General features: G+C 42.5%; 31 protein-coding genes. 6 read left to right on the top strand and 25 right to left on the bottom strand.

The features are described 5' to 3' along the window. Positions 1 to 43: 43 nt before the first annotated feature. Positions 44 to 607 (bottom strand): hypothetical protein, encoded by a 564-nt coding sequence (locus tag B0I21_RS10080; RefSeq protein WP_133640328.1) that lies wholly within the window; start codon positions 605 to 607, stop codon positions 44 to 46. Positions 608 to 665: 58 nt separating this feature from the next. On the opposite strand from B0I21_RS10080, the gene B0I21_RS10075 reads away from it, so the two are divergent. The 3 genes from B0I21_RS10075 to B0I21_RS10065 are packed head-to-tail and all read left to right on the top strand — an operon-like array spanning position 666 to position 2664. After that, positions 666 to 983 carry a hypothetical protein gene (locus tag B0I21_RS10075; protein WP_133640327.1) on the top strand — a complete coding sequence of 106 codons (318 nt, stop codon included), beginning with the start codon at positions 666 to 668 and terminating at the stop codon, positions 981 to 983. 50 nt (positions 984 to 1033) lie between these two features. Further along, a complete protein-coding gene (locus tag B0I21_RS10070) occupies positions 1034 to 1948 on the top strand; it encodes a lysylphosphatidylglycerol synthase transmembrane domain-containing protein (RefSeq protein WP_133640326.1) in 915 nt (304 codons plus the stop codon). Between the two features lie 5 nt (positions 1949 to 1953). Continuing rightward, complete coding sequence (locus B0I21_RS10065) at positions 1954 to 2664, top strand: SDR family NAD(P)-dependent oxidoreductase (RefSeq protein ID WP_133640325.1); 711 nt, start codon at positions 1954 to 1956, stop codon at positions 2662 to 2664. Positions 2665 to 2692: 28 nt separating this feature from the next. Here the strand turns inward: B0I21_RS10065 and B0I21_RS10060 are convergent, their stop codons facing one another. Further along, complete coding sequence (locus tag B0I21_RS10060; protein WP_133640324.1) at positions 2693 to 4045, bottom strand: alpha/beta hydrolase family protein; 1353 nt, start codon at positions 4043 to 4045, stop codon at positions 2693 to 2695. 254 nt (positions 4046 to 4299) lie between these two features. Between B0I21_RS10060 and B0I21_RS10055 the strand changes: the two genes are divergently transcribed. After that, complete coding sequence (locus B0I21_RS10055) at positions 4300 to 5037, top strand: lysophospholipid acyltransferase family protein (protein ID WP_133640323.1); 738 nt, start codon at positions 4300 to 4302, stop codon at positions 5035 to 5037. On the opposite strand, the gene B0I21_RS10050 is transcribed toward B0I21_RS10055, so the two are convergent. Further along, positions 5038 to 6183, bottom strand: coding sequence for a glycosyltransferase (locus B0I21_RS10050; protein ID WP_133640322.1), 1146 nt, complete (start codon positions 6181 to 6183; stop codon positions 5038 to 5040). It lies immediately after the preceding gene. Then, positions 6161 to 7135 carry a hypothetical protein gene (locus B0I21_RS10045; protein WP_133640321.1) on the bottom strand — a complete coding sequence of 325 codons (975 nt, stop codon included), beginning with the start codon at positions 7133 to 7135 and terminating at the stop codon, positions 6161 to 6163. Before B0I21_RS10045 ends, B0I21_RS10050 begins: the two co-directional genes overlap by 23 nt. A 148-nt stretch (positions 7136 to 7283) precedes the next feature. Between B0I21_RS10045 and ruvC the strand changes: the two genes are divergently transcribed. Continuing rightward, a complete protein-coding gene (gene ruvC, locus B0I21_RS10040; protein WP_133640320.1) occupies positions 7284 to 7847 on the top strand; it encodes a crossover junction endodeoxyribonuclease RuvC in 564 nt (187 codons plus the stop codon). Here the strand turns inward: ruvC and B0I21_RS10035 are convergent. After that, entirely contained in the window at positions 7844 to 8887 is a 1044-nt protein-coding gene (locus B0I21_RS10035) for a hypothetical protein (protein WP_133640319.1), read from the bottom strand. The genes ruvC and B0I21_RS10035 overlap by 4 nt on opposite strands. A gap of 482 nt (positions 8888 to 9369) precedes the next feature. Between B0I21_RS10035 and B0I21_RS10030 the strand changes: the two genes are divergently transcribed. Next, entirely contained in the window at positions 9370 to 9840 is a 471-nt protein-coding gene (locus tag B0I21_RS10030; protein ID WP_133640318.1) for an Lrp/AsnC ligand binding domain-containing protein, read from the top strand. A 163-nt stretch (positions 9841 to 10003) separates the two neighbouring features. Here B0I21_RS10030 and B0I21_RS10025 read toward each other — a convergent pair whose 3' ends face one another. From B0I21_RS10025 to rpsH, 20 genes are all read right to left on the bottom strand, one after another. Then, positions 10004 to 11071: a M20 family metallo-hydrolase gene (locus B0I21_RS10025; protein ID WP_133640317.1), complete on the bottom strand. Its 1068-nt coding sequence runs from the start codon at positions 11069 to 11071 to the stop codon at positions 10004 to 10006. Further along, positions 11064 to 11864: a pyrroline-5-carboxylate reductase gene (proC, locus tag B0I21_RS10020; protein WP_133640316.1), complete on the bottom strand. Its 801-nt coding sequence runs from the start codon at positions 11862 to 11864 to the stop codon at positions 11064 to 11066. Before proC ends, B0I21_RS10025 begins: the two co-directional genes overlap by 8 nt. 4 nt (positions 11865 to 11868) lie before the next feature. Then, positions 11869 to 12663: an acetylglutamate kinase gene (argB, locus tag B0I21_RS10015; protein WP_133640315.1), complete on the bottom strand. Its 795-nt coding sequence runs from the start codon at positions 12661 to 12663 to the stop codon at positions 11869 to 11871. Between the two features lie 21 nt (positions 12664 to 12684). After that, positions 12685 to 13647 carry a Rossmann-fold NAD(P)-binding domain-containing protein gene (locus tag B0I21_RS10010; protein WP_133640314.1) on the bottom strand — a complete coding sequence of 321 codons (963 nt, stop codon included), beginning with the start codon at positions 13645 to 13647 and terminating at the stop codon, positions 12685 to 12687. A gap of 142 nt (positions 13648 to 13789) precedes the next feature. Beyond that, positions 13790 to 14926, bottom strand: a complete 1137-nt coding sequence (locus B0I21_RS10005; RefSeq protein ID WP_133640313.1) for an aspartate aminotransferase family protein — start codon at positions 14924 to 14926, stop codon at positions 13790 to 13792. A 164-nt stretch (positions 14927 to 15090) separates the two neighbouring features. After that, positions 15091 to 15633 (bottom strand): 50S ribosomal protein L17, encoded by a 543-nt coding sequence (rplQ, locus tag B0I21_RS10000; RefSeq protein WP_133640312.1) that lies wholly within the window; start codon positions 15631 to 15633, stop codon positions 15091 to 15093. Positions 15634 to 15769: 136 nt separating this feature from the next. Further along, on the bottom strand, positions 15770 to 16762 hold the full coding sequence (locus B0I21_RS09995; protein WP_133640311.1) for a DNA-directed RNA polymerase subunit alpha: 993 nt from the start codon (positions 16760 to 16762) through the stop codon (positions 15770 to 15772). Between the two features lie 91 nt (positions 16763 to 16853). Continuing rightward, on the bottom strand, positions 16854 to 17462 hold the full coding sequence (gene rpsD / locus B0I21_RS09990; RefSeq protein WP_037498984.1) for a 30S ribosomal protein S4: 609 nt from the start codon (positions 17460 to 17462) through the stop codon (positions 16854 to 16856). Positions 17463 to 17528: 66 nt separating this feature from the next. Further along, positions 17529 to 17918 (bottom strand): 30S ribosomal protein S11, encoded by a 390-nt coding sequence (gene rpsK, locus B0I21_RS09985; protein WP_037498983.1) that lies wholly within the window; start codon positions 17916 to 17918, stop codon positions 17529 to 17531. 10 nt (positions 17919 to 17928) lie between these two features. Beyond that, entirely contained in the window at positions 17929 to 18306 is a 378-nt protein-coding gene (rpsM, locus tag B0I21_RS09980) for a 30S ribosomal protein S13 (protein ID WP_133640310.1), read from the bottom strand. A 31-nt stretch (positions 18307 to 18337) separates the two neighbouring features. Continuing rightward, complete coding sequence (ykgO, locus tag B0I21_RS09975) at positions 18338 to 18454, bottom strand: type B 50S ribosomal protein L36 (protein WP_013665024.1); 117 nt, start codon at positions 18452 to 18454, stop codon at positions 18338 to 18340. A 46-nt stretch (positions 18455 to 18500) separates the two neighbouring features. After that, on the bottom strand, positions 18501 to 18719 hold the full coding sequence (gene infA / locus B0I21_RS09970) for a translation initiation factor IF-1 (protein ID WP_002997456.1): 219 nt from the start codon (positions 18717 to 18719) through the stop codon (positions 18501 to 18503). Positions 18720 to 18792: 73 nt separating this feature from the next. After that, on the bottom strand, positions 18793 to 19575 hold the full coding sequence (gene map / locus B0I21_RS09965) for a type I methionyl aminopeptidase (RefSeq protein WP_133640309.1): 783 nt from the start codon (positions 19573 to 19575) through the stop codon (positions 18793 to 18795). Positions 19576 to 19578: 3 nt separating this feature from the next. Continuing rightward, the gene (secY, locus tag B0I21_RS09960) at positions 19579 to 20925 is read right to left on the bottom strand and encodes a preprotein translocase subunit SecY (protein WP_037498976.1); all 1347 of its coding nucleotides are present in this window, start codon (positions 20923 to 20925) and stop codon (positions 19579 to 19581) included. A 6-nt stretch (positions 20926 to 20931) separates the two neighbouring features. Next, a complete protein-coding gene (gene rplO, locus B0I21_RS09955; RefSeq protein ID WP_133640308.1) occupies positions 20932 to 21378 on the bottom strand; it encodes a 50S ribosomal protein L15 in 447 nt (148 codons plus the stop codon). 110 nt (positions 21379 to 21488) lie between these two features. Further along, positions 21489 to 21668 carry a 50S ribosomal protein L30 gene (rpmD, locus tag B0I21_RS09950; RefSeq protein ID WP_133640307.1) on the bottom strand — a complete coding sequence of 60 codons (180 nt, stop codon included), beginning with the start codon at positions 21666 to 21668 and terminating at the stop codon, positions 21489 to 21491. A 5-nt stretch (positions 21669 to 21673) separates the two neighbouring features. After that, positions 21674 to 22192 carry a 30S ribosomal protein S5 gene (gene rpsE / locus B0I21_RS09945; RefSeq protein ID WP_037498970.1) on the bottom strand — a complete coding sequence of 173 codons (519 nt, stop codon included), beginning with the start codon at positions 22190 to 22192 and terminating at the stop codon, positions 21674 to 21676. 12 nt (positions 22193 to 22204) lie between these two features. Beyond that, positions 22205 to 22558 (bottom strand): 50S ribosomal protein L18, encoded by a 354-nt coding sequence (rplR, locus tag B0I21_RS09940; protein WP_133640306.1) that lies wholly within the window; start codon positions 22556 to 22558, stop codon positions 22205 to 22207. 5 nt (positions 22559 to 22563) lie between these two features. After that, complete coding sequence (gene rplF, locus B0I21_RS09935; RefSeq protein WP_133640305.1) at positions 22564 to 23118, bottom strand: 50S ribosomal protein L6; 555 nt, start codon at positions 23116 to 23118, stop codon at positions 22564 to 22566. Between the two features lie 23 nt (positions 23119 to 23141). Next, positions 23142 to 23540 (bottom strand): 30S ribosomal protein S8, encoded by a 399-nt coding sequence (gene rpsH, locus B0I21_RS09930; RefSeq protein WP_133640304.1) that lies wholly within the window; start codon positions 23538 to 23540, stop codon positions 23142 to 23144. Between the last annotated feature and the right edge of the window lie 63 nt (positions 23541 to 23603).

Raw genomic sequence — 23603 nt, 5'->3', positions numbered from 1 at the left:
GAAATAAGAAAGCCACGGCGGGTTGCCGTGGCTACTTTAAAACTTAGTCTTGTATTCTACTAAAGTTGAGGACAAGAAATCCGGTGCCATTATCTAAAGGGATTGGCATACGCATAACAAGGGATTGACCGTCGGAATACGAAAGGTTTAACCGATAGCCCGAGGTAACATTAGATGCTTTCTCTCCGGAATAGATCTTCTTAAACTGAAACTGAGGATACTCCGCATTGTTCTTGCCATCAAATACCGACCAAACAATCGTACGCACAGCGCCATCAGCACACAATGTGCCGGCCGCATTGAACGTTATTGTACCGCGGTAGTTTCCGCCTGGCAAATTCCAAACACTACCGATAAAGCAGTCAACTGGAGCTTCATCAAAAATATTCTTGATGGTATATGCAGCCGGAATATCTTCTCTATCCACTGAATTTAAAACCCACTTCCCTTTCAAACCGCTCCGCCATTGTCCGGCAGATGGACCACTTGCACCGGCAGCGGTTGATGCCCCAGCGCTGGTAGAAGTAGATTTCCGTTGCGCTCCACAAGAGCCCAAAACCAATACAATCGCTAACGTGGCCAATACAGATAGGATATGTTTTCGCATAATGTAAAATTTAGTTTTTTATTTTTGACTATATTCGCAAATATAAAAAATTGCGTCGATGACATCATCCAAAAATCATACCATAAGCAAAATTGTCGCCAAGGCCATTTTGCGGATCACGGTTATCCTTATCGCTCTGCCAATCATTTTGTATTTCACAAGACCGGATGCTATGGCATCACAAATATCCTTTCCCAACCCTTGGTCTATTGCTGCGCCCGTTTTATTGATTCTATCTTTTATTGCTATCCTCATCATGGTGTTACGCAACAAGTATACAAAATTGGAATACAACTGGTTACTCACGCTCTCAGGTGTTTTTGTATGTTTATATCTCATTCTATTTTACACCCGGGTACTGGCTATGTTTCAATAAAAACCATATTTTATTATTCACAGGCTATTAAATAAGAGAAACGGCGAATTATGGGCAAAAAAAAATCTTGGTCAATAGTAAAAAACATGCTGAAGGTTGTTATCACCTTGGGCGCACTGTTCTGGGTATCACAAAAGATCTCCTTTAAAGATCTTGGAAGCGCGCTGGAAGATTGCAACCTTGCATATCTGCTACTGGCTTTAGTATGTTATGTTTGCTCGCAAATTATTGCCTCATCCCGGTTGAACAGTTTTTTAAGGGTTATTGGTCTAAACCTAAGCGAGCGTTACAATTTCCGGCTATACCAACTTGGCTTGCTCTATAATTTCTTCCTCCCTGGGGGCATCGGCGGCGACGGGTACAAAATCTACTTTCTGAAAAAGAATTACGACGTGAAAGGCCGAAAGATCTTGAGTGCTGTCTTCTTTGATCGGTTGAGCGGCTTATGGGCCTTAACGATAATAACGGGATGCTTGGTCATGTTTATGCCCCGGCTAGCTATCCCCAATACGGTCACTATCTGCATATTGGTTATAGGTACCGCAACGTATTTATATTTCTTACACTTATTTTTTAGACCCTTTTTCCAGCAATTTATCATCACCCATGCGAAGGCTCTTGCGGTGCAAGGTCTACAAACGCTTTGTGCCATATCCATTTTATATGCACTGAATTTCGACGGTAAATTCTCCCCCTATTTATTGATCTTCCTGTTGTCATCGTTAGTAGCCATCGTACCATCTATTCTTGGCGGGGTAGGGCTTCGCGAGTCTTTGATGACTTTCGGTGCTGAATATTTCCAGCTGAATGAGCATCTCGCTGTGCTCATTAGCCTCACATTCTATGTGATTTCGCTATTGGTGGCCTCATCAGGAATTTATTATATTGTGCGACCAAAACGTTTAGGGGCGGAGAAACTGCCATCAGCGGATGAAATTGAACAGGAATTAAACAAAGAGGAATAACCACTATGGCGAATATTATTATCACAGGAGCAAGCAGCGGCATCGGCTTTGAAGCGGTATTAGACTTAACCGCAAATAAAGACAACCATGTTATTGCCCTTGCCCGATCAGCAGATAAATTACGTAAACTGCATGAAATAGCATCCTCCCTCAATCCGGATGGCGGAAAATTGTATCCTGCAAAATTTGATATTGTGTATGATGATTACGTAGGATCGTTAGTCCCGTACATCAGCTCAAAATTTGATTCCGTAGACATCTTAATCAATAATGCGGGCGTGTTGCTAAATAAACCATTTTTAGAAACAAGTTTGGAAGAGTTTGGACAAGTTTTACAGACCAACTTGTTGGGCACTGTCAATATGATAAAACATGTGGCACCGTTAATGAAAAGTGGTGGGCATATCGTCAACATCGGGAGTATGGGTGGTTTCCAGGGTTCATCGAAGTTTCCTGGCTTATCCGCATACTCCGCTAGTAAAGGAGCACTTGCAGTATTGACGGAATGTCTAGCCGAAGAGCTTAAGCCGCAGGGGATAAAAGTGAATTGCCTGGCCTTAGGATCTGCACAAACCGAGATGTTTGAAGCTGCATTTCCGGGTGTAGAAGCCGGTACGCTGGCCTTCGAGATGGGACGATACGTGGCTGAATTTGCGGAAAACGGACACAAATATTATAACGGTAAAGTATTACCGGTGGCTAATACAACTCCTTAAGTCCACGAAAGTAGCGCAGACAATAGGCTTATCGGTCTGCAATCCACGCTGCTAAATCCCGGAGAACGGTATCGCTGAATGTTTCTTCCAAATTGCCATATTCCGAGGGCGCCCCTGTTTTGGTATGCTGAAAAAGGTGATTGAGCCCCTCATACGCTTTCAAAAAGTGGCCTTCCCTTTTCGGAAGGTTGTCAGACAGGCTTTCTAAATTGGGGGCAAAAGGCACTTGAAGATCTTTTGTTCCAAATACCGCAAACACGGGAACGGCTATCTTTTTGATGAAGGGCACAGGTTCTATGCGCATGAAATAGCGGTAAGAAGGGAGCAATAACATCTTCAGCTCATTCTCCTGTTGCTGACTCGGGTTAGGAAATACGGGAGACATATTTTTTAAGATTTGCTGATAAGCTTGCTGCTCCTTAGCGGGGCTTTTAACTATCGCAAAATTACGTCGATTTATTTCTTTAGCCCGCCTCAGTTCTCCCTCAGACAATCCTTGCACCTTCCCTATTTCGTAAGCTTGTAACAGCATGAGGGAATCTATGGCTATGGTTGGTGCAGCAAGTAAGGCTACGAAATTGACCTTGGCCGATCGTTGTCCGGCGATAAGTTGCGCAATGAGCCCGCCCTCGCTGTGCCCGATTATGCCGATGCGCTTTGTGTCTACCTGCTTTTGTTTGCTAAGAAATTCCAGCGCAGCTATGGCATCTTTACTAAAATCGCCTATGGTGCTCGTCGTATAATTGCCGCCTGACTTGCCAACCCCACGCTCATCATAGCGTAATACCACGACACCGCGCTTCGTTAAATAGTCTGCAATCACCTTAAATGGCTTATGCCCTTCAATCGTTTCATCCCGATCTTGAGGGCCGCTGCCGGTAACTAGAATAACAGCAGGATGTTTGCCGGCGCCTCTCGGATAAGATAAGGTCCCCGACAAGTTAACCGCGTCAAACGCATTCGCGAAGGTCACATCCAAGGTATCATAACTATACGGAGGAATGGGCTCCTGGGGCCTTTTCTTCACTTGTTCCTTAAAAGGCTGCAGAACCAACGGTGCTTTAAACTGCCTTTGTTCGAAAACGCCCTGCAGCTTTCCGTGAACCAACTTTCCATTAAAGGTAAGGCCGATTTTCTGAACCGCTACTTGGATAGAATCTCCAACGACATCAACTTTACTAAACGGCACGCGCGTTGCCGACTGTGCCGGACTGACCATATCACCGGTCCATTTTCCATCCTTGCCCGCAGTAAGGTGAAATATGATGGGCAGATCCGTACCCTGGATAGCAACTGCACCTTTCCAACTGCCCTCCATTTTCTGACCGAAGCCCATACAAGAACTTAAAAGCAATACAACGAATAGTATAGTATATTTCATCTGCAAGTCATGTGTTTTTTAAAGGCCATTGGAATGTGCTGCTTATCGTCCACGAATTCCCTACGCCCGGATATTTTCTTCCGTATTGGTGTTTAGCGATCGTGCACATCTCCTGTGCTAATCTCCCATCCAAAGCTCAAGACCATCTATCGCCATAGTAGCAAATTGTCGACCAAACTTTGAATAATGGGCAAAACGCAACCGACCATTTTATACATTCGTTCGAATAATAGTATATTTGCAAAATTTTTGACATGAGAAAAGTAATTGGCTTTGTTCTTACCCCCGTCTTCTACCTCAGTTTTTCACTGGCCTTGCTGCTGTTCCATCCTATCCAATGGTTGTGCCTTAAGTTAGGCGGATATGCGGCTCATAAGCGAAGTGTAGATATGCTAAATGGCCTTCTCGTCGCGTGCAACTATACACTTTTTAACCCGACGCGGTTTATTGACAACAAAAACATCCCACTCGGAAAACCGATCATATTTATCGCTAACCATCAGAGTACCTATGATATTCCGCCAATGATCTACTTTCTTCGAAGATTTCACGGGAAATTTATCTCAAAGATAGAGCTGGCTCAGGCAGGCATTCCAAGCATCTCGTTCAACCTTATACACGGTGGCGCAGCGAACATTGATAGAAAAGATCCGAAACAGTCCATATCAGAAATTCTGAAACTCGCGGAGAATATGAAGAATAAGAATTGGTCTGCCTTTATTTTTCCGGAAGGTACGCGCACGCGCACCGGAAAGATGAAATCGTTTTCTATCGGCGGTATAGCGACCTTATTGAAAAAGGTACCCGAGGCATTAGTTGTGCCCATCGCCATTAAAGGTTCCTACCGCATGGTCGCCTATGGCATGTTCCCTTTGCGACCATTTACGCACATGCGTTGGGAGGTATTAGATCCTATCGATATAACAGGTCTAACGGCTGAAGAAGTGGTAAAAAAAGCAGAAGATATTTTACGCAAGGAAGTTGAAGGGTAATTAATTTACCTTTCTACCTTTCCACTGATATTTCCCGATATTACCAGCTACGCCGATATAAACCAAGTACACCGCGTGGATAAAAGATAACAAAGGCAAATTCCATAATAAGCTATTGCGCTTCGCAAAACGGCATAGAGGCGCTATGAAAACGAGTTCCGCCAACAACTTTAGCGCAATGGCGCCTATAAACAACGTATGCACATGGGGCAAATCCACCAAGAAGTGTATGGCCCCGGCCAACAGGGCCAGGTTGAAGAGCCAAATCGCCACACCTAATGCCACAACACGCTTGTCTTTGTACTTTGTGCTCTTAGACGCCCAGCGCCGGCGTTGGCTAATAAAAGATGCCAGATTAGGCTTAGCATCCGTATACACGATGGCCAACGGCGACTTGCAAAACCAAACACGATCGGCATGCTGCTCAGCCACCTTATGCAGCAACAACTCATCATCACCAGATGCCACATTATCGATACCTGTAAAGCCCCCCATGGCATAAAACGCATCCCGCCGATAGGCTAGATTTGCGCCGTTGCATGTAGTAGGATGTCTATTACCGATACCGGCAGCACCCAAGCCGATCAGGTATAGGAACTCCAAGGTTTGCAGCCGTTCGAAATAGCTTTTCTCCTCCGAGTACACAACCGGAGATGACAACATCATGGCATTTTTGTTTTCGAAATAACCGATAACGGTGGATAACCAATTTTTGCCCATACGGCAATCTGCATCCGTCGTTACAATAATATCACCGGTGGCTTCAGCGATCGCTCTACTGATCGCCAGTTTTTTATAGGAGTTTAATTTATCGCCCTCGTTCAGTTGGATAAGTTTTACGCCGCGATCCGCATACGATGCCACAATGGACGCCGTACTATCTGTAGAATGATCATCAACAACTATAACTTCGAACTTCTCTTGCAGGAAATCTTGCCCCATTATGCAATCGAGGGTACGCGCGATATTTGCCTCTTCGTTTCTGGCAGCAATCAACACAGAAACTTTTGAAGCAATCCTAACGGGCGCTTGTTCCGGAGACAGCGAAGCATTACGTGACCAACCTCTTCGCATATACAAAACGAGCAATGTATATATGATGGTGGTTACGATTAGAAAGATATCAAGACTTGTTGCTATTGACATAATTAACATTGAACACGAAGACTGAGCCGACAATTGCCGGTAAGATCAAATTTACAAACCATATGCAAGACACGATGGCCATGACGGCAATCTCTTGGGTAGTGATATAGCTATAGAGGTTACTTGCCACAAAACTTCGCACACTGAAATCAAAGATATCAAGGGAAGGCACGGCAGACTGAATAAAAAACAGGATAAAAATCATAAATACCATCGCTGCGAGAGGCATGCCGGGTAAAAAAACCAGCATCAAAACAATGTACTGCGAGGTAAAGATGAAAAACCGAGCCAAAGAAAGCAAAAGAACATGCCAGAGCTCGCGGCCACTGAAATCTTCCAGAATGGAAAAAAAGGGCTTTATTTTTTTTAGAAACTTAAACCTCCCTACGATTCCATCAATCCAGTGCACATTGAAATACAATACCAGAAAGGTACCGGCGTAAATTATGCCAATTAGCCAAATACCAAATTTCACTGCTGTTGGTGTGGGAAGATAAGTAGAAACAAACCAAGCGATACTTAAAGCGCCAAAAAAGCTTGTCAATACCAATTGCGCGAACAAGCCCACCCCCATTGCTACCGCACCGGTGGCTCTATTCGCCGGTTTCAAAAGCAGCACACGTCCGCCATACTCTCCGATCCTATTCGGTGTAAAAATGGCCCATGTTAGCCCGCAAAAAACAGACCTAATGGCTGTCCACCAGCTGATATACTCGATCTTTCGACTTAAGAATTTCCATTTGACGACTTCAATTGCCCAATTAATAAGCATCATCACGACGACCACCCCCAAGGTCAAGCGCACGGTCCAAGCAGGCGTGCTCGCTAAGAGTAGCTGAAACTCAACAAGGTTTTTTTGATTCGAAACTTTCGTAACGATAAACCAACAGGCAAGTCCTACAATGAGGAGTTTAATGAAAAGATTCAGGTATTTCTTCCGCTGTTTTGTCAAGTACTCAAAATAAAAGCACAATGTTACTAATTTTTAACGACATCTTAACTTAACAATGGCCATTATGACAAATAGGCACCACGGCCACAATACGTCATATTACGGGCAAGAAAGCCTAAATATCCGCTATTAATTGTAATATTGCGGTATGCAGAGAGAAAAGGCTAAAGAACGGATTATATTAGGTATTGACCCCGGGACCGTTGTGCTTGGTTATGGAATTATAAAACAAGTTGGGCAGAAGGTGGAGCTTATCTCTTTGGGTGTTGTAAAGATGGGGCACCTCGATGACCACGGACTCAAACTACAGCGCATTTTCAAAAAGACATCTGCATTGGTCGAAGAATACAAACCCGATTGCGTGGCTCTCGAAGCACCGTTTTATGGAAAAAATGTTCAAGTGATGCTGAAACTCGGGCGAGCGCAGGGCGTAGCCATGGCTGCAGCATTAAACTTCGATATTCCGATATTTGAATATTCTCCTCGAAAAATAAAACAAGCGGTTACTGGAAGTGGAAATGCCAGCAAAGAGCAAGTAGCAGCGATGCTGAAGACGATACTTAAATTTGATGAGACACCGCAGTTTTTGGATGCAACAGATGGTTTAGCTGTCGCTGTTTGCCATGCCTTCCAGCAAAACCTAAGTAGCGGAAGCAAAAGTTACACCGGTTGGGAGGCCTTCGTCAAAGATAATGAAAAGCGAGTTCGCTAAAGTTTCACCTGTCTGATCACATTCTTCACATTCAGTTCTACGATATCGGTCATGCTCCGACACTTGTAATATGCTTCATTGGCATAGAACGAGGCATAGCCTTCCCGTAAAAGCGCAATATTCTCATCCGTTGACAACTGTTGTTGCTTAGATGCATCCCTAAGGTCTTTGATGCGATGGCGTTCGCTACGTACCCGGTGTACGATGGAAGAACGCTCTTCCTGCTGATATTGCAAAACCGTTTTTTCATTGAGATGCTCCATGGCTAATCTAACATACGGTAGATTCTCTTTAAAATACTGGGGCATATACACTCTGGGGTTGCCTTCGTAAAACTGCTGATCAAAATCAATCGCACGGATACGAAATTGGAAATCGTCAAAATCTGGTGTGATCTGCATGACAAAATTATAGGCTCGCATATCGCCAAGCAGCGAAATAATACAGCGTTCATTAAATTTAACAAACTCTTTGGCGATACGGGTTTGGTTGTAATCGGGATTAAAGATGTTTCCTTTCGTAAACACGTCGCCCGGAATGCCTACGATGTGCTCCTCAACCAACGTGTCCCGGTCCACTAAGTAATTCACTTGGTTGGGGGACAAAATTTCCTCCAACTCCAAACCATAAATGCGTGATGCGTCTGCCTGCTTGATGTAAAAGTAATCGTATACATCGTTTAACCTATTAATAATCCGCACACGAAATGGCCTGGTGTTACCGAATGCGCAGTATTCTATACGATCGATAATTTTATGTTCGACAATACGCGTATTTCCGGAGGCTTTTAAGATAGCATAGACCACTTTCAGACCTTCGTAAAGTTGATCTTGCAGATAAGGCGGATAAAGTGGGGTTTCCCAAAAAGTATCCTGGCCATTTTTATCCATCACGGGAACCGTTTCCGTAAAATTCAACAAATCTTTGTAAGCAACAGGCAGTTTAGCATCCCGCTGGTACATCCGCAAATACTTCAAGAGGCCCGCCCCAACAGGATACATCGGCTTTTTGCGTGAGATTTTGACATCATCGATTTCCATAAATTATCCGTTTAGGGTAAAGGTAATAAATCAAGAGCGTTATCGAGCGTTTTGCCATGGCTATTGTTAGCAATATGACACCTTCTGCTAAACGGCAATAAGATACCTTCAAACGGGCAACATCGTTACAGCGATAAATGAAACATTTTCAATAGGATGACCGGTATTTACCAAAAAATAAAATAGAATTAGAAATATACTTGCTATTTTTACAAAAAAAATAAAATTTGTAAGGAAAACAGGTTCTTAATTGGGCATATCATAAAAGGAAGAAGCTCCCCGGGCGAGGAGCTTCTACGCTAACCAATTATAAACCTATGTTATTTTGAGGGAAGTAACATGCTAATGTTAACAAAACTTGTGTTATTTCCTTGTTTTGTTAATACAAATATAAAATACATTACATTTTTCTGCAAATTTTATTTGATTTTTAGTTATTTTACAAAAAAGAGTCAGATATTTTTAAACAAACAACCATTTTTATGGATAAAAAGTATTCAAATTACGATTTAGACAATTTAGACATTCAGATTTTGTCTATTTTAATGGAAAACGCGTCAATTCCGTACACAGAAATCGCAAAAAAACTAATAGTTTCCGGAGGAACCATACATGTTCGCATGAAAAAGATGGAAGAACTAGGCATAATCAAAGGATCCGAACTTATTATTAATCCCCAAAAGGTCGGATTCGACATCACAGCCTTCTTAGGAATCTATCTGGAAAAAGGTTCTCAGTATTCAGATGCTGTTAAACAACTACAAACCATCAACGAGGTAGTTGAGCTACACTACTGCACGGGGCAATACAGTATGTTTGCCAAGATCGTTTGTCGGGACACAGCACATTTACGCAAAGTTTTGAATGAAGATATTCAAGCATTGACCGGGATTCAACGCACAGAGACTATTATTTCTCTGGAAGAGAGCATAAAAAGACAAATTACGCTTTAAAAAACATTAAAAATGTCTAAAACGTATCGATAAAGCCCTCGATACGCCAAGGGATTGGGGTATAACGAAGCAATCTGAATCTTACGAATATTGGATTGCTTCGTTTTATATTTCATAGTGGTACTTAAACCGACGCTGAGCTCTCGGTTCAATTTTCCGACCGTTAGAGCACATTTTCCAACATACGAATGTAAAAAGCAACACCTTCCTCTATTTCTCGGGCATAAATATATTCATCTGCCGCGTGTGATCGGGCGGAATCTCCCGGCCCTACCTTTAATGATGGCACCGGTATCAGTGCTTGATCGCTCATCGTTGGACTTCCGTAAGTTTTTGCACCGAGCAGTATTCCCGATTGTACAATAGGATGATCAAGTGCTATCGTTGATGGATTAAGCCGTGTAGAACGAGGCTCAACCTTTACTTGAACGCTTTGACGTATCGTCTCTAGGACTTGCTCATTATTATAAGCGTCTGTCGTTCGCACGTCAACCACAAATTTGCAGGATGCGGGCACCACATTATGCTGCGAACCTGCGCTAATCATCGTCACCGACATCTTTACCGGCCCCAGATATTCGGATGTTTTCGGAAATTGATAGGACTTGAACCAGTTGATGGCATCTAACGCTTTGTAGATCGCATTTTCTCCTTCCTCTCGCGCCGCATGACCGGCCACACCTTCCGCTTCACAGTCTAATACCATGAGTCCCTTCTCGGCTATCGCCAGATCCAGTAAGGTGGGCTCGCCAACAATTGCGAAAGCGATGGGATGAACATGTTTTAATGCTTCTTCAACTCCGTTTCGCCCGGAAACTTCCTCTTCACCCGATGCCAATACACAAAGGTTGTAACGCAGATCCGTACGATCGTAATAGAATAAGAAAGCAGCAATTAGCGATACCAAACATCCGCCCGCATCATTACTGCCCAGCCCATATATTTTTCCATCCTCTTCGCTTGCCAAAAATGGATCTCGAGTATAACCCGGGTTGGGCTTTACCGTATCATGATGGGAATTGAGGAGTATAGTAGGCTTATCGGGATCAAAAAAAGAATTGTACGCCCAGACGTTGTTTTCTATTCGTTCGTAAACAACAGCGTGGCTATCAAAAAAATGACACAACAAATTTGCTGTGTCATGCTCTTCTCGACTGTAGGAGGGCAATGCGATAAGGCCTTTTAAAAGAGCCTTACTTTCCTCAACCAACGCGTTTATAGATTTATTCATTGTAAAGTCCTCCTGCTTTCTTTGCAGAAAGTTTGATCCCTTTAATAAAAGCCGAACTAAACCCGTTATGTTCCATTTCATTCAGGCCCGCAATGGTACATCCCTTGGGCGACGTCACCTTATCGATTTCTCCCTCTGGATGATTTTGCGTTTGCAACAACAAGTCGGCGGCACCTTTCGCTGTTTGCACAGCCATCTTCAGGGCATCATGGGCATGAAATCCGATCTCAACGCCGCCTTGTGATGCTGCCCGAATAGCTCTTAAAAAGAAGGCTATACCGCAAGCACATAACGCGGTTGCGGAGGTCATAAGATCCTCTTGAATAACCACAACCGACCCTACGGATTCGAACAAAGCTTCTACGCGAGCAACTTGTTCTTCCGTTGCGCTATCCGTTGCGATACAGGTCATCGACTGGCCGATGGCTATAGCCGTATTAGGCATCGCCCGTACTACAGGAATGTCTTCGCCCAAAACGGCTTTGACATCAGCACAACTGACGCCCGATACCACGGAGACTACGATTTGTCCAGCGTGAACAGCGGTCTTGATCTCTTCCATCACCTTTTTTAATTGCTGGGGCAGAATGGCAAGTACCACGATATCGGCAGACGCTACAGCGACAGCATTCTGATCACTTGTATTAAATCCTAAACTTGCTTCTTCCTTTAACGCGGCTACGCTCCGCCTCGTCAAGGTAATGTCGGCTGGCGCATACTGCGCTGATTTAACCAAACCCTTGGCCAAGGAAAAACCGATGTTTCCGCTACCGATTATCGTTATTTTGCTCATGATCTTACTTTGCTAACATACAGGTACCAAACTCTCCTTGCTGGTATAAATGGAGGTTTAAAGCGTTACCAATATATACATTTTTAACACCTTTGCCAATAGCATGAAATGCATTGTCTAACTTAGGAATCATACCCTCATAGATAACGCCAGCGCTTTTTAGGGTTTCAAATTCGTCCGGGGTAATGGATTTGATGACTGATCGCTCGTTGTTAACATCACGCAGCACCCCATCTTTTTCGAAACAATAAATAAGACGGGTATCGTATATTTTTGAAAGGGAGACGGCCAAAGCAGAGGCTATGGTGTCTGCATTCGTATTCAGCAATTGTCCTAGCCCATTGTGTGTAATAGCGGAGAACACCGGCGTGAATCCTGCTTCCAAAAACTTTTTAATGCTCAGGGTATTGACACTATCCACCAAGATATCGCCTACATAGCCGTAATCCACTTCCCTTACTGGTCGTTTCACCGCTTTGATCGCATTGCCATCTGCACCACTCAATCCCAACGCATCGCAATCAAATTTTTGCAACAACGAGACAATCTTTTTATTGGTGAGTCCGGCATACACCATCGTTACAACATCCAGCATGGCTGCATCGGTAACCCGCCTGCCATCGATCATTTTTGCCTCAATTCCAAGGCCAGCGGCCGTACGCGTAGCCACCTTTCCTCCGCCATGGACCAAGATTTTTTTACCCTGCAACGCGGCAAATTTCTCTAAAAAGCTCTCCAATTGACTCTCATCATCAATTACATTGCCTCCTATTTTTATCACATTCAACACACTTCCCATCGATTAGCCTATCTTTTTTATCTAGTTTAATTTTTCCAACATACGTTTCAAAACCACCTGCGCTGCCCAAACCCTGTTGCTCGCTTCTTTTATAACCAAGGAGTTTGGCCCATCCAGTATCTCAGACGAGAGTTCCAGATCGCGCCTTACAGGTAGGCAATGCATCACCTTCGCATCGTTGGTCAATTTTAGTTTTTCATTATCCATCATCCAGTTCTGCGCAACAGGATATACTTCGCCATACTCAGCAAAGGATGACCAATTTTTAACATACACAAAATCCGCACCTTGAAGACTTTCTTCCAAATTGTCAGAAATGTTTGCCCCCTTGGTAAACTCTTCGCTAAGCTCATAGCCCATAGGATGAGCTATCGTGAAATCAACAAGCCCCTGCTCCTGTGCTTTGCACATCCATTCGGAAAAGGAGTTGGGAACAGCCTGCGGAAGAGCTTTTACATGTGGTGCCCACGCTAAAACAACTTTGGGCTTCTTTACCTGTTTGTGTTCGGTTATGGTAATCAAGTCGGTCAAACTTTGCAGCGGGTGTCGGGTTGCGCTTTCTAAAGAAATGACAGGCACAGCACAAAATTTCACAAACTTGTTGAATAGATCTTCGGTATAATCCGCTTCCTTATCTTTCAAGCTCGGAAAAGACCGAAGTCCCAAGATATCGCAATATTCACCCATAACGGCTGCCGCCTCACGGATGTGCTCTACCGTGGTACCGTCCATAACGACACCATCCTGAGTTTCCAAAGCCCAACCGTCCTTGTCCATGTTCATGACCATGACGTTCATGCCCAAATTCATCGCGGCCTTTTGCGTACTCATCCGTGTACGCAAACTTGGGTTTAAAAAGACCAAACCTAACGTCCTATTTTTCCCTAAATCTTTTGAATCATAGGGACTCTTTTTCAAAGCTAGTGCATCATCGACCACTTGGGCGAGATCATCTACATCTGCTACCGAGAAAAATTTCTGCATCTTTAATAAAGTAAAAAATAGAAAGTAGAAAGTTAAAAAACGTGCTACTGACTATCTATGATTCATTATTCTATATTATCAGTTTCTTATGTCTTTATGCTAAAGTATAGCCAGCCTTCGTTCAATACGCTACACGCGCGATTTAGCACGACTTCAACCGTTCATCGAAAGCGGTTAAAAATCGATCCGCGATTTCTTTGGTGATATTTAGGGCAGGAAGAATTCGGATCACATTTGGCTTGGCCTCGCCAGTAAAAATCCTGTTTTTTATCAAAAGATCCTTCTTGACCTGGGCGAGCTCTTCAGGCAGATCGATGCCAATCATCAACCCCCTTCCACGCACCTCTTTTACCTTATCAAATTTATTCAACTCGTGGATCAAATAATCGCCGACGACGCGGGCGTTCTGCAGTAGGCCCTCTTCGTCGATAACATCCAATACGGCAACTGCGGCAGCGCATGCCAAGTGGTTGCCACCAAACGTGGTACCCAATAAACCAAAGGAGGCTTTAAACTGCGGTGCAATCGCAATGCCTCCGATCGGAAATCCATTTCCCATGCCCTTGGCCATCGTATAAATATCCGCTTGAGCGCCGGCATAATCATGCGAAAAGAAATCGCCTGTACGGCCGTAACCGCATTGCACGGAATCTGCTATAAAAACACTATTGTACTGATCGCACAACTGGCGGATCAATGCTAAAAAATCAACGGAGGCCTCACGTATACCCCCCACTCCTTGTATCCCTTCTATGATAACCGATGAAATTTCATCACCTATCGTTGCGAAAGTATTACGCAATGCTTCCTCATCATTGAAAGGAAGAAACACTATATTATCGGTCTCATTGACAGGAGCAACAATAGACGGGTTGTCCGTAGCGGCCACCGCCAACGACGTGCGACCGTGGAACGCTTTGCTAAACGCGATAACCTTTTTTCTGCCATTATGAAAGGAAGCAAGCTTCAATGCATTCTCATTCGCTTCTGCACCTGAATTGCACAGAAACAATGTATAATCGACCTTACCGGATACCTCCCCCAATCGTCGAGCCAACTGCTTTTGAATTGGTATTTCAATCGAATTTGAATAAAAACCAATTTTGCTTAATTGCGCGGTCAACGCTTCGACATAGCGCGGATGCGTATGGCCGATCGATATTACGGCATGCCCACCGTATAGATCAAGGTATTCATTACCATCAGCATCCCATATTGTGGAGCCTTTGGCGCGCACAATATTAATGGGATTAATAGGATAAACGTTAAATAAGTCCATGTATGATAAGATATGAAAGGAGTTAAAAGTCCTGTAGACAAATATAAGTAAGACGTCGGGGAATAAGCCAATAAAAAGCAACAAAATCCAGACGCTAGGCACAAAAAAATCCCCAACTGTACGGTTGGGGATTAGTTATAGTTGAAAAAGATCTTTTTTAAAAATTAGTCTTCTTTCTTCTCTTCCGTTGCTGGAGCTTCTTCCGCTGGAGCAACTTCTTCAGCTTTTACATCTTCCACTACTTCTTCAGCAGGAGCTGCTGCTTCAGGCGTTTCGGTAGCTTTCTTTTTAGCAGATCCACGACGACGTGTAGCTTTTTTCTCGGTCTTCGCGGTTTGTCCGTAAACTTCGTTGTAATCAACTAATTCCACGAAAGCCATCTCTGCATTATCCCCTAAACGATTCTCCATTTTGATGATACGTGTGTATCCGCCTGGACGTGTAGCTACTTTCTCTGAAATTTCGCGGAACAAGATTGTTACCGCTTCTTTATCTTTCAAGTAAGCAAATACGGTACGGCGTGAATGCGTCGTGTCATTTTTTGATTTGGTGATCAATGGCTCAACGTAAGTACGTAACGCTTTTGCCTTAGCTAACGTTGTTGTAATACGTTTGTGTTTGATCAATGAAGTCGCCATATTAGCTAACATCGCCTTACGGTGACTGTCAGTGCGGCCTAAGTGGTTTACTTTTTTTCCGTGTCTCATGTTTTAATTTGTTTTGTGCGTACCGTCTGAAGAAAGTAAAAAGTAAAAAACCGCTACAGTCTTTTGAATTTTTAATTTTGAATTTTTACTTCTCTAGGGAATTACGCAACAGGTCGCTTTATTTATAAATTACTTATTATTCTTCGTCAAGTTTGTACTTAGACAAATTCATTCCGAATGACAAACCTTTTGATTTCACCAATTCTTGGATCTCGCTCAATGATTTTTTACCGAAGTTACGGAACTTCAACATATCAGCCACATCGTATGTTACCAATTCGGCTAACGTACGGATATCAGCAGCTTTCAAGCAGTTCAATGCACGAACAGAAAGATCAAGGTCAACTAACTCAGTTTTCAAGATCTTACGCATATGTAAGATTTCCTCGTCTACTACTTTCGTCTCTTCTTTCGTTTGAGATTCCAACAACATGTTCTCGTCAGAAAACAACATGAAGTGTTGAATCAAAATTTTCGCAGCCTCTTTCAAAGCTTCTTCCGGATGAATAGAACCATCAGTAGAGATGTCTAACAACAATTTCTCGTAGTCAGTCTTCTGTTCTACACGATAGTTTTCTATAGTATATTTTACATTCTTAATAGGCGTATAGATTGAATCTACGGCGATCAAACCTACAGGACCATCAGTAACTTTATTTTCTTCAGCATTTACATAACCACGTCCTTTTGATACGGACAGCTCTACCTCGATAGTTACCGCAGTATCCATGTTGCAGATGACCAACTCAGGATTTAGAACTGTAAAGTTATTGGAAAACTTAGTAATGTCACCGGCTTTAAATTGTTCCTGACCATTGATCACTACAAAAATCTTCTCGCTATCACCTTGCTCACCTGTTTTTTTGAAACGCACTTGTTTCAAATTCAAAATGATCTCGGTAACATCTTCAACAACACCTTTTATCGTAGAGAATTCGTGGGAAACGCCTGAAAACCTTACCGACGTAATTGCATATCCTTCTAAGGAGGACAATAAAATACGGCGCAAAGCATTACCAATAGTTACACCAAAACCTGGCTCTAATGGACGAAATTCGAAAGTACCATCAAAATCCGTTGATTTTTGCATGATAACTTTATCCGGTCTTTGAAATGCTAAAATTGCCATTTATTTCTTTTTAAAAGTTTTTATTAATAACGTAAAACATAACAAAAGTAAGCGCAATTCGATGAAGAATTCCGCTTACTTAAATTACTTATTATTTAGAGTACAACTCTACGATTAAATTCTCTTTAATGTTTTCAGGGATGTCTGCTCTTTCCGGGAAAGTAACAAATGTACCTTGTAACTCGTTCGCATTCCACTCTAACCAATTGAATTTGTTGATCTTTCTGCCTTCTACAGAAGTAGAGATCGCTTCAAGAGATTTTGAACGCTCGCGAACTGCGATTACGTCGCCTGGACGTAAGCTATATGATGGGATGTTAACAACTTCGCCGTTAACAGTAATGTGCTTATGGGATACCAACTGACGTGCTCCTGAACGTGTTGGCGCGATACCTAAACGGTAAACAACGTTATCCAAACGAGCTTCCAATAATCTTAGGAAGTTCTCCCCTGTAATACCTTGTTTAGCAGAAGCTTTTCCGAACAATGTACGGAATTGACGCTCCAACACACCGTATGTGTATTTCGCTTTTTGTTTTTCTAACAACTGAATAGCGTATTCAGATTGTTTACCTCTTCTTTTTGATGGACCGTGTTGTCCGGGAGGATAATTCTTTTTTTCTAGTGCCTTATCAGGTCCAAAAATTGGTTCTCTGAATTTACGAGCTATTTTGGACTTAGGTCCTGTATATCTTGCCATTTTCTTTTCTGTTTGAAGTATCTGTCAGCCTATAGCTGGAGAATCTTATCTTAAACAATAAACTAATTAAACTCTTCTGCGTTTTGGAGGACGACAACCGTTGTGTGGAAGCGGAGTGATATCTTTGATCGTAGTCACGTCGATTCCAACAGTTTGTAATGTACGAATAGCCGACTCACGTCCAGCACCCGGACCTTTTACAAAAACTTCAACTTTGCGTAAACCCAAATCGTGAGCAACTTTACCACAGTCATTTGCGGCTTGACCTGCTGCGTATGGTGTGTTCTTTTTCGAACCTCTGAAGCCCATTTTACCAGCTGAAGACCAAGAAATAGTTTGTCCTTGATTGTTTGTTAACGTGATGATGATGTTGTTAAAGGTAGCGTTGATATGAGCTTGACCAACAGGCTCGATAACGACGATACGCTTTTTAGTAACCTTTTTACTCTTAGCCATTTCTTAATTATTATTTAGTAGCTTTTTTCTTGTTTGCAACTGTTTTACGTTTACCTTTACGAGTACGCGTGTTGTTTTTTGTGCGTTGGCCACGAACTGGTAAATGCTTACGGTGACGTAGACCACGGTAACAACCAATATCCATTAAACGCTTAATGTTCAACTGAACTTCCGAACGCAACGCGCCTTCAACTTTAACTTCATCGTTGATGATGGTACGAATAGCTGCTAATTGATCATCATTCCATTCAGAAACCTTTACGTCTTCACTGATACCTGCTTTTTCTAAGATATAAGCAGCAGTAGAACGACCGATACCGAATATGTAGGTAAGGCCAATAACGCCTCTTTTGTTTTTAGGTAAATCTATACCTGATATCCTTGCCATAGTATACTTTATGCGATTATTTGATTCTTAATTAGCCCTGACGTTGCTTGAACTTAGGGTTCTTTTTGTTGATTACAAAAACTTTACCTTTGCGACGAATGATCTTGCAATCCGCGCTGCGTTTTTTTATAGATGCTCTAACTTTCATTGTATTAATATTTTAAAAGCTGTGAATAGAGAAAAAGACAAGCCGCCTATTTGTAACGGTATGTAATTCGCCCCTTTGTTAAATCGTAGGGAGACATCTCCAACTTCACCTTATCCCCAGGGAGAATCTTGATATAATGCATCCGCATTTTACCAGAAATGTGCGCGATAATTTCGTGCCCATTTTCCAATTCTACCCGAAACATGGCGTTAGAAAGTGCTTCCCTAATTATACCGTCTTGTTCTATTGAGGCTTGTTTAGCCATATGCTCTAACTTAATTTACATTTTAGCCTGCACAAACAGGAGTGCAAAGATAAATAAAAATATTGAAAACCAATTACTTTTTATCCAAAACTTTCTCGACATGCTCGAACGTGAGCAGTACGTCCGGCTGCCCTTTTCGAATAGCTACCATCTGCTCAAAATGCGCTGACAGTTTGCCATCGATTGTACTCACCGTCCATCCATCATCCCAAAATTTAACCCCGGCTTTTCCCGCATTAATCATAGGTTCGATACAGATCACCAACCCTGTTTCCAGTTTTGGCCCTGCGCCACGTTTTCCATAATTAGGAACCTCGGGCTTCTCGTGTAAATGTAAACCTACGCCATGACCAACTAATTCACGGACGATACCATAGTTAAAGGGAGCAACATGTTCCTGTACTGCCGCAGATATATCACCAACACGCTTGCCGGCAACGGCCTGCTCTACGCCTTTGAATAACGACGCTTTAGTAACATCCAACAATTGTTGCGCTTCCGCAGAAACTTCACCTACTCCGAAGGTATACGCCGAATCGCTGATAAAGCCGTTAAGGTTAACACCTCCATCGACTGATACCAAATCACCGTCTTTGATCACATAATCACTTGGAAAGCCATGTACGATTTGGTCATTAACGGAAATACAAAGTGAATAAGGGAAACCGTGGTAGTTTAGGAATGCTGGTGTACCGCCATGATCATGAATATAATCGTAAGCTAGTTTATCTAAAGATAAGGTGGTAATGCCTGGCTTTATTTCCTTTGCTATCTCAGCAAGCAATAACGAGAGTACATTTGCTGACTCTCGTATTTGCTCGATTTGATCTTCTGTTTTATAATAAACTTTAGACATTTATTAAATTGCTGATTGATCGATTCCTTCAACGGGTGCCGCTGTTGAACGGCCCTTTACTCTACCGGTCTTCATCAAGCCGTCGTAATGACGCATCAATAAATGGCTTTCGATTTGTTGAAGTGTATCTAATACCACACCCACCAAAATCAACAATGATGTACCTCCATAGAAATGGGCAAACTGATTGTTCACGCCAAGCTTACCGGCCAGTGCGGGCATAATTGCTATAATAGCAATGAATATAGCACCAGGGAAGGTAATTCTGGAAATTACATTGTCAATAAAAATATTAGTGTCGTAACCTGGCTTAATGCCGGGGATAAATCCACCGTTTTTCTTCATATCCTCAGACATTTGCTGCGGATTAACCATAATGGCGGTATAAAAGAACGTGAATGCAATAATAAGTACCGCAAAGGTCACGTTATATGCTACCGATGTATAGTTACTTAATGAAGCTAAAAAGTCAGACTGTAAATTTGGAAAAAATTGCGATAAAGCCATGGGTAAAAACATGATCGCTTGCGCAAAGATGATCGGCATTACACCTGCAGCATTCACTTTCAAAGGAATGTACTGACGAACACCGCCAACTTGCTTGTTCCCGACAATTTTCTTTGCATACTGCACAGGAACCTTACGGATACCTTGCACAACTAATATAGCAAAAATCACGACGAAGAACAGTGCCACGAATTCCAATAGCAATGGAATAGGTCCACCACCACTAGGACTCATACGCGATCCCCATTCGGCCACAATACCAGCTGGTAATTGTGCAATGATACCCGCCATAATGATCAACGAAATACCATTCCCAATACCTTTATCGGTAATCTTTTCACCGAGCCACATCACAAACAAAGTACCTGCAGTCAAAACAATAGCAGAAAGAACGGTAAACAAAGGCTCAGCAAGCGTTTTCGCTTCCGCTGGAACTTGTGTTTTCACATAAGCGACAGCTTGCACCAACGTGATGGCCAATGTCAGGTAGCGCGTAATCTGGTTCATTTTCTTACGACCAGATTCGCCTTCTTTTTGCATCTTCTGAAACGCAGGAACCGCAATCCCCAATAACTGAACAACGATCGACGCAGAGATATAAGGCATCACGCCCAAAGCAAATATTGCCGAGCGCGAGAACGATCCTCCGGCAAACATATTGATCAAGTCTAATATGCTATTACCATCGTTACCTTTTGCGCCTAATGCATCGGGATTGACACCTGGTAAAACCACGTGACAACCGATACGATAGATTAGAAGAAGTAGTAAAGTCGTAATGATACGATTACGTAAATCTTCGATTTTCCAAATATTGGTTAAGGTTGTGATTAGTTTCTTCATGTAGTATTAAAGTTTTACGATAGAACCACCTGCAGCTTCTATAGCTTGTTGTGCTGACGCAGAAAACGCATGTGCGCTTACTTCGATTTTAGCCGTAAACTCGCCACGACCTAAGATCTTGATCAAGTCATTTTTAGAAGCTAGGCCATGAACACGTAACGCTTCGAAATCAACAACTGTTAGGTTGTGTTTCTCTACCAACGCTTGAAGAACATCTAAGTTAACACCTACATATTCTACACGGTTAATGTTCTTGAAACCAAATTTAGGCACACGACGTTGCAAAGGCATTTGACCACCTTCGAAGCCAATCTTCGTTGATGTACCTGAACGTGAACCAGCTCCTTTGTGACCACGAGTGGATGTACCACCACGACCAGAACCTTGACCTCTACCGATACGTTTTTTGTTTTTTACGGAACCTTTAGCTGGTCTTAAATTACTTAAATTCATTTTGTTTAAGATTGTGTTACGCCTTCGCTCTCACTAAACAGGTCGTAACGATTAAAAATAGAAATATAAAACGGATATGGAAAGCATCCGCAGACGCTTTCCATATCGTATTAGATAGTTTCGATAGCTACTAAGTGGTTCACTTTTCTAACCATACCGATTACGGCTGGAGTAGCTTCAACTTCTACCGAATGATTGATTTTTTTCAAACCCAATGCTTCGATAGTTTTCTTTTGGCGCTCGCTTCTGTCGATAACGCTCTTTATCTGGGTGATTTTAATTTTTGCCATGATAATTAACCGTTAAATACTTTATTTAAATCGACGCCGCGGTTCTGTGCAACCGTATAGGCATCACGAAGGCTTCCCAATGCATCGATTGTTGCTTTCACCACGTTATGCGGATTGGATGAGCCTAATGATTTTGCCAATACGTCTTTGATACCAGCACTTTCCAGTACGGCACGCATCGCGCCACCTGCAAGTACACCTGTACCGTGAACAGCTGGCTGAACCAACACGCGTCCACCAGAATACTTACCATATTGTTCGTGAGGAACAGTACCGTTGATGATAGGAACTTTGATCAAGTTTTTCTTTGCGTCATCGATACCTTTCGTGATCGCTTCTGTAACCTCTTTCGCTTTTCCTAGACCATAGCCTACGATACCATTTTCATCACCAACAACGACAATAGCGGAAAAGCTGAAGGTACGACCACCTTTTGTTACTTTCGCCACGCGTTGAATACTAACTAAGCGATCTTTCAATTCAATCTCGCTTGATTTTACTCTTTTTATATTGCTTAATGCCATGTTTTCTCTTGATTAAAAGTCTAAACCGCCCTCGCGAGCACCTTCAGCCAATGATTTTACACGGCCATGGTATAAGTACCCATTACGGTCAAAAACTACTTTGCTAATTCCTGCTGCTACAGCTTTCTCTGCAACCAATTTACCAACGGCTTTAGACTGCTCGATCTTTGTTCCTGATGCTGCAAAATCTTTAGAAATTGAAGATGCAGAAACTAATGTTTTGCCGTTTGTATCGTCGATAATTTGTGCGTAGATGCCTTTGTTGCTTCTGAAAACAGATAACCGTGGACGTTCAACCGACCCAGCAAGGTTCTTTCTGATTCCTTTTTTGATTCGCTCTCTGCGAGATGTTTTATTTGCTGCCATGGTTATTATTTTTTAGCTGATTTACCTGCTTTTCTTCTCAATACTTCACCCGCAAACTTAACACCTTTACCTTTGTACGGCTCTGGCTTACGGAAGCTACGGATTTTTGCTGCAACCTGTCCGATCAATTGTTTATCCGCAGATTCCAAAATGATGGTTGGGTTTTTACCTTTTTCAGCTGTAGTTGATACTGTAATTTCCTTTGGCAATACGAAAACAATCTGGTGAGAGAAACCTAAGGTTAGCTCTAATGTATTACCTGTGTTTGAAGCACGGTAACCCACACCAACTAATTCTTGTGTAGTTTTGTAACCTTCTGTAACACCTACAACCATGTTATTGATCAAGGCGCGGTACAATCCATGTAATGCTTTGTGTTTCTTTTGTTCAGTAGGACGTGTTACAAGTACATTACCTTCTTCTTGTTGAATGGTAATGTCACGATCTACCTGTTGTGTTAGTTCGCCCTTTGGTCCTTTAACCGTAACCAGATTTTTATCTGATACAGTAATCGTTACTCCCGAGGGAATAGCGATAGGCGCTTTTCCAATTCTTGACATTTCTTTTGTGTTTTTTACCTAGATTAATAAACGTAACATAAAACTTCGCCACCTACATTCTGTACGCGGGCTTCTTTATCTGTCATTACACCTTTAGAGGTTGACAAGATAGCAATACCCAAACCGTTCAAAACGCGAGGCATGTCTCCTACACTTGCATACTTTCTTAAACCAGGTTTACTCACACGTGTCAATGTGCGAATAGCCGGAATTTTGCTAACTGGGTGGTACTTCAAAGCAACTTTGATCGATCCTTGTGGACCGTTTTCTTCGAATTTGTAGTTAGCAATGTAACCTTTGTCAAAAAGAACTTTAGTGATCTCTTTTTTAAGGTTCGATGCAGGAATTTCAACAACCCTGTGGTTGGCCTTAATGGCATTCCTTACTCGTGTAAGGTAATCCGCTATTGGATCTGTATTCATTAGATATTAAAATTATGACAATGGTTTCCTGGACTAACCTAACTCCCGGACCTGTTGTCTGTA

This window comes from Sphingobacterium paludis (assembly GCF_004364125.1).
GTDB lineage: Bacteria > Bacteroidota > Bacteroidia > Sphingobacteriales > Sphingobacteriaceae > Sphingobacterium > Sphingobacterium paludis.
This window is presented reverse-complemented; position numbering and strand designations above follow the sequence as displayed.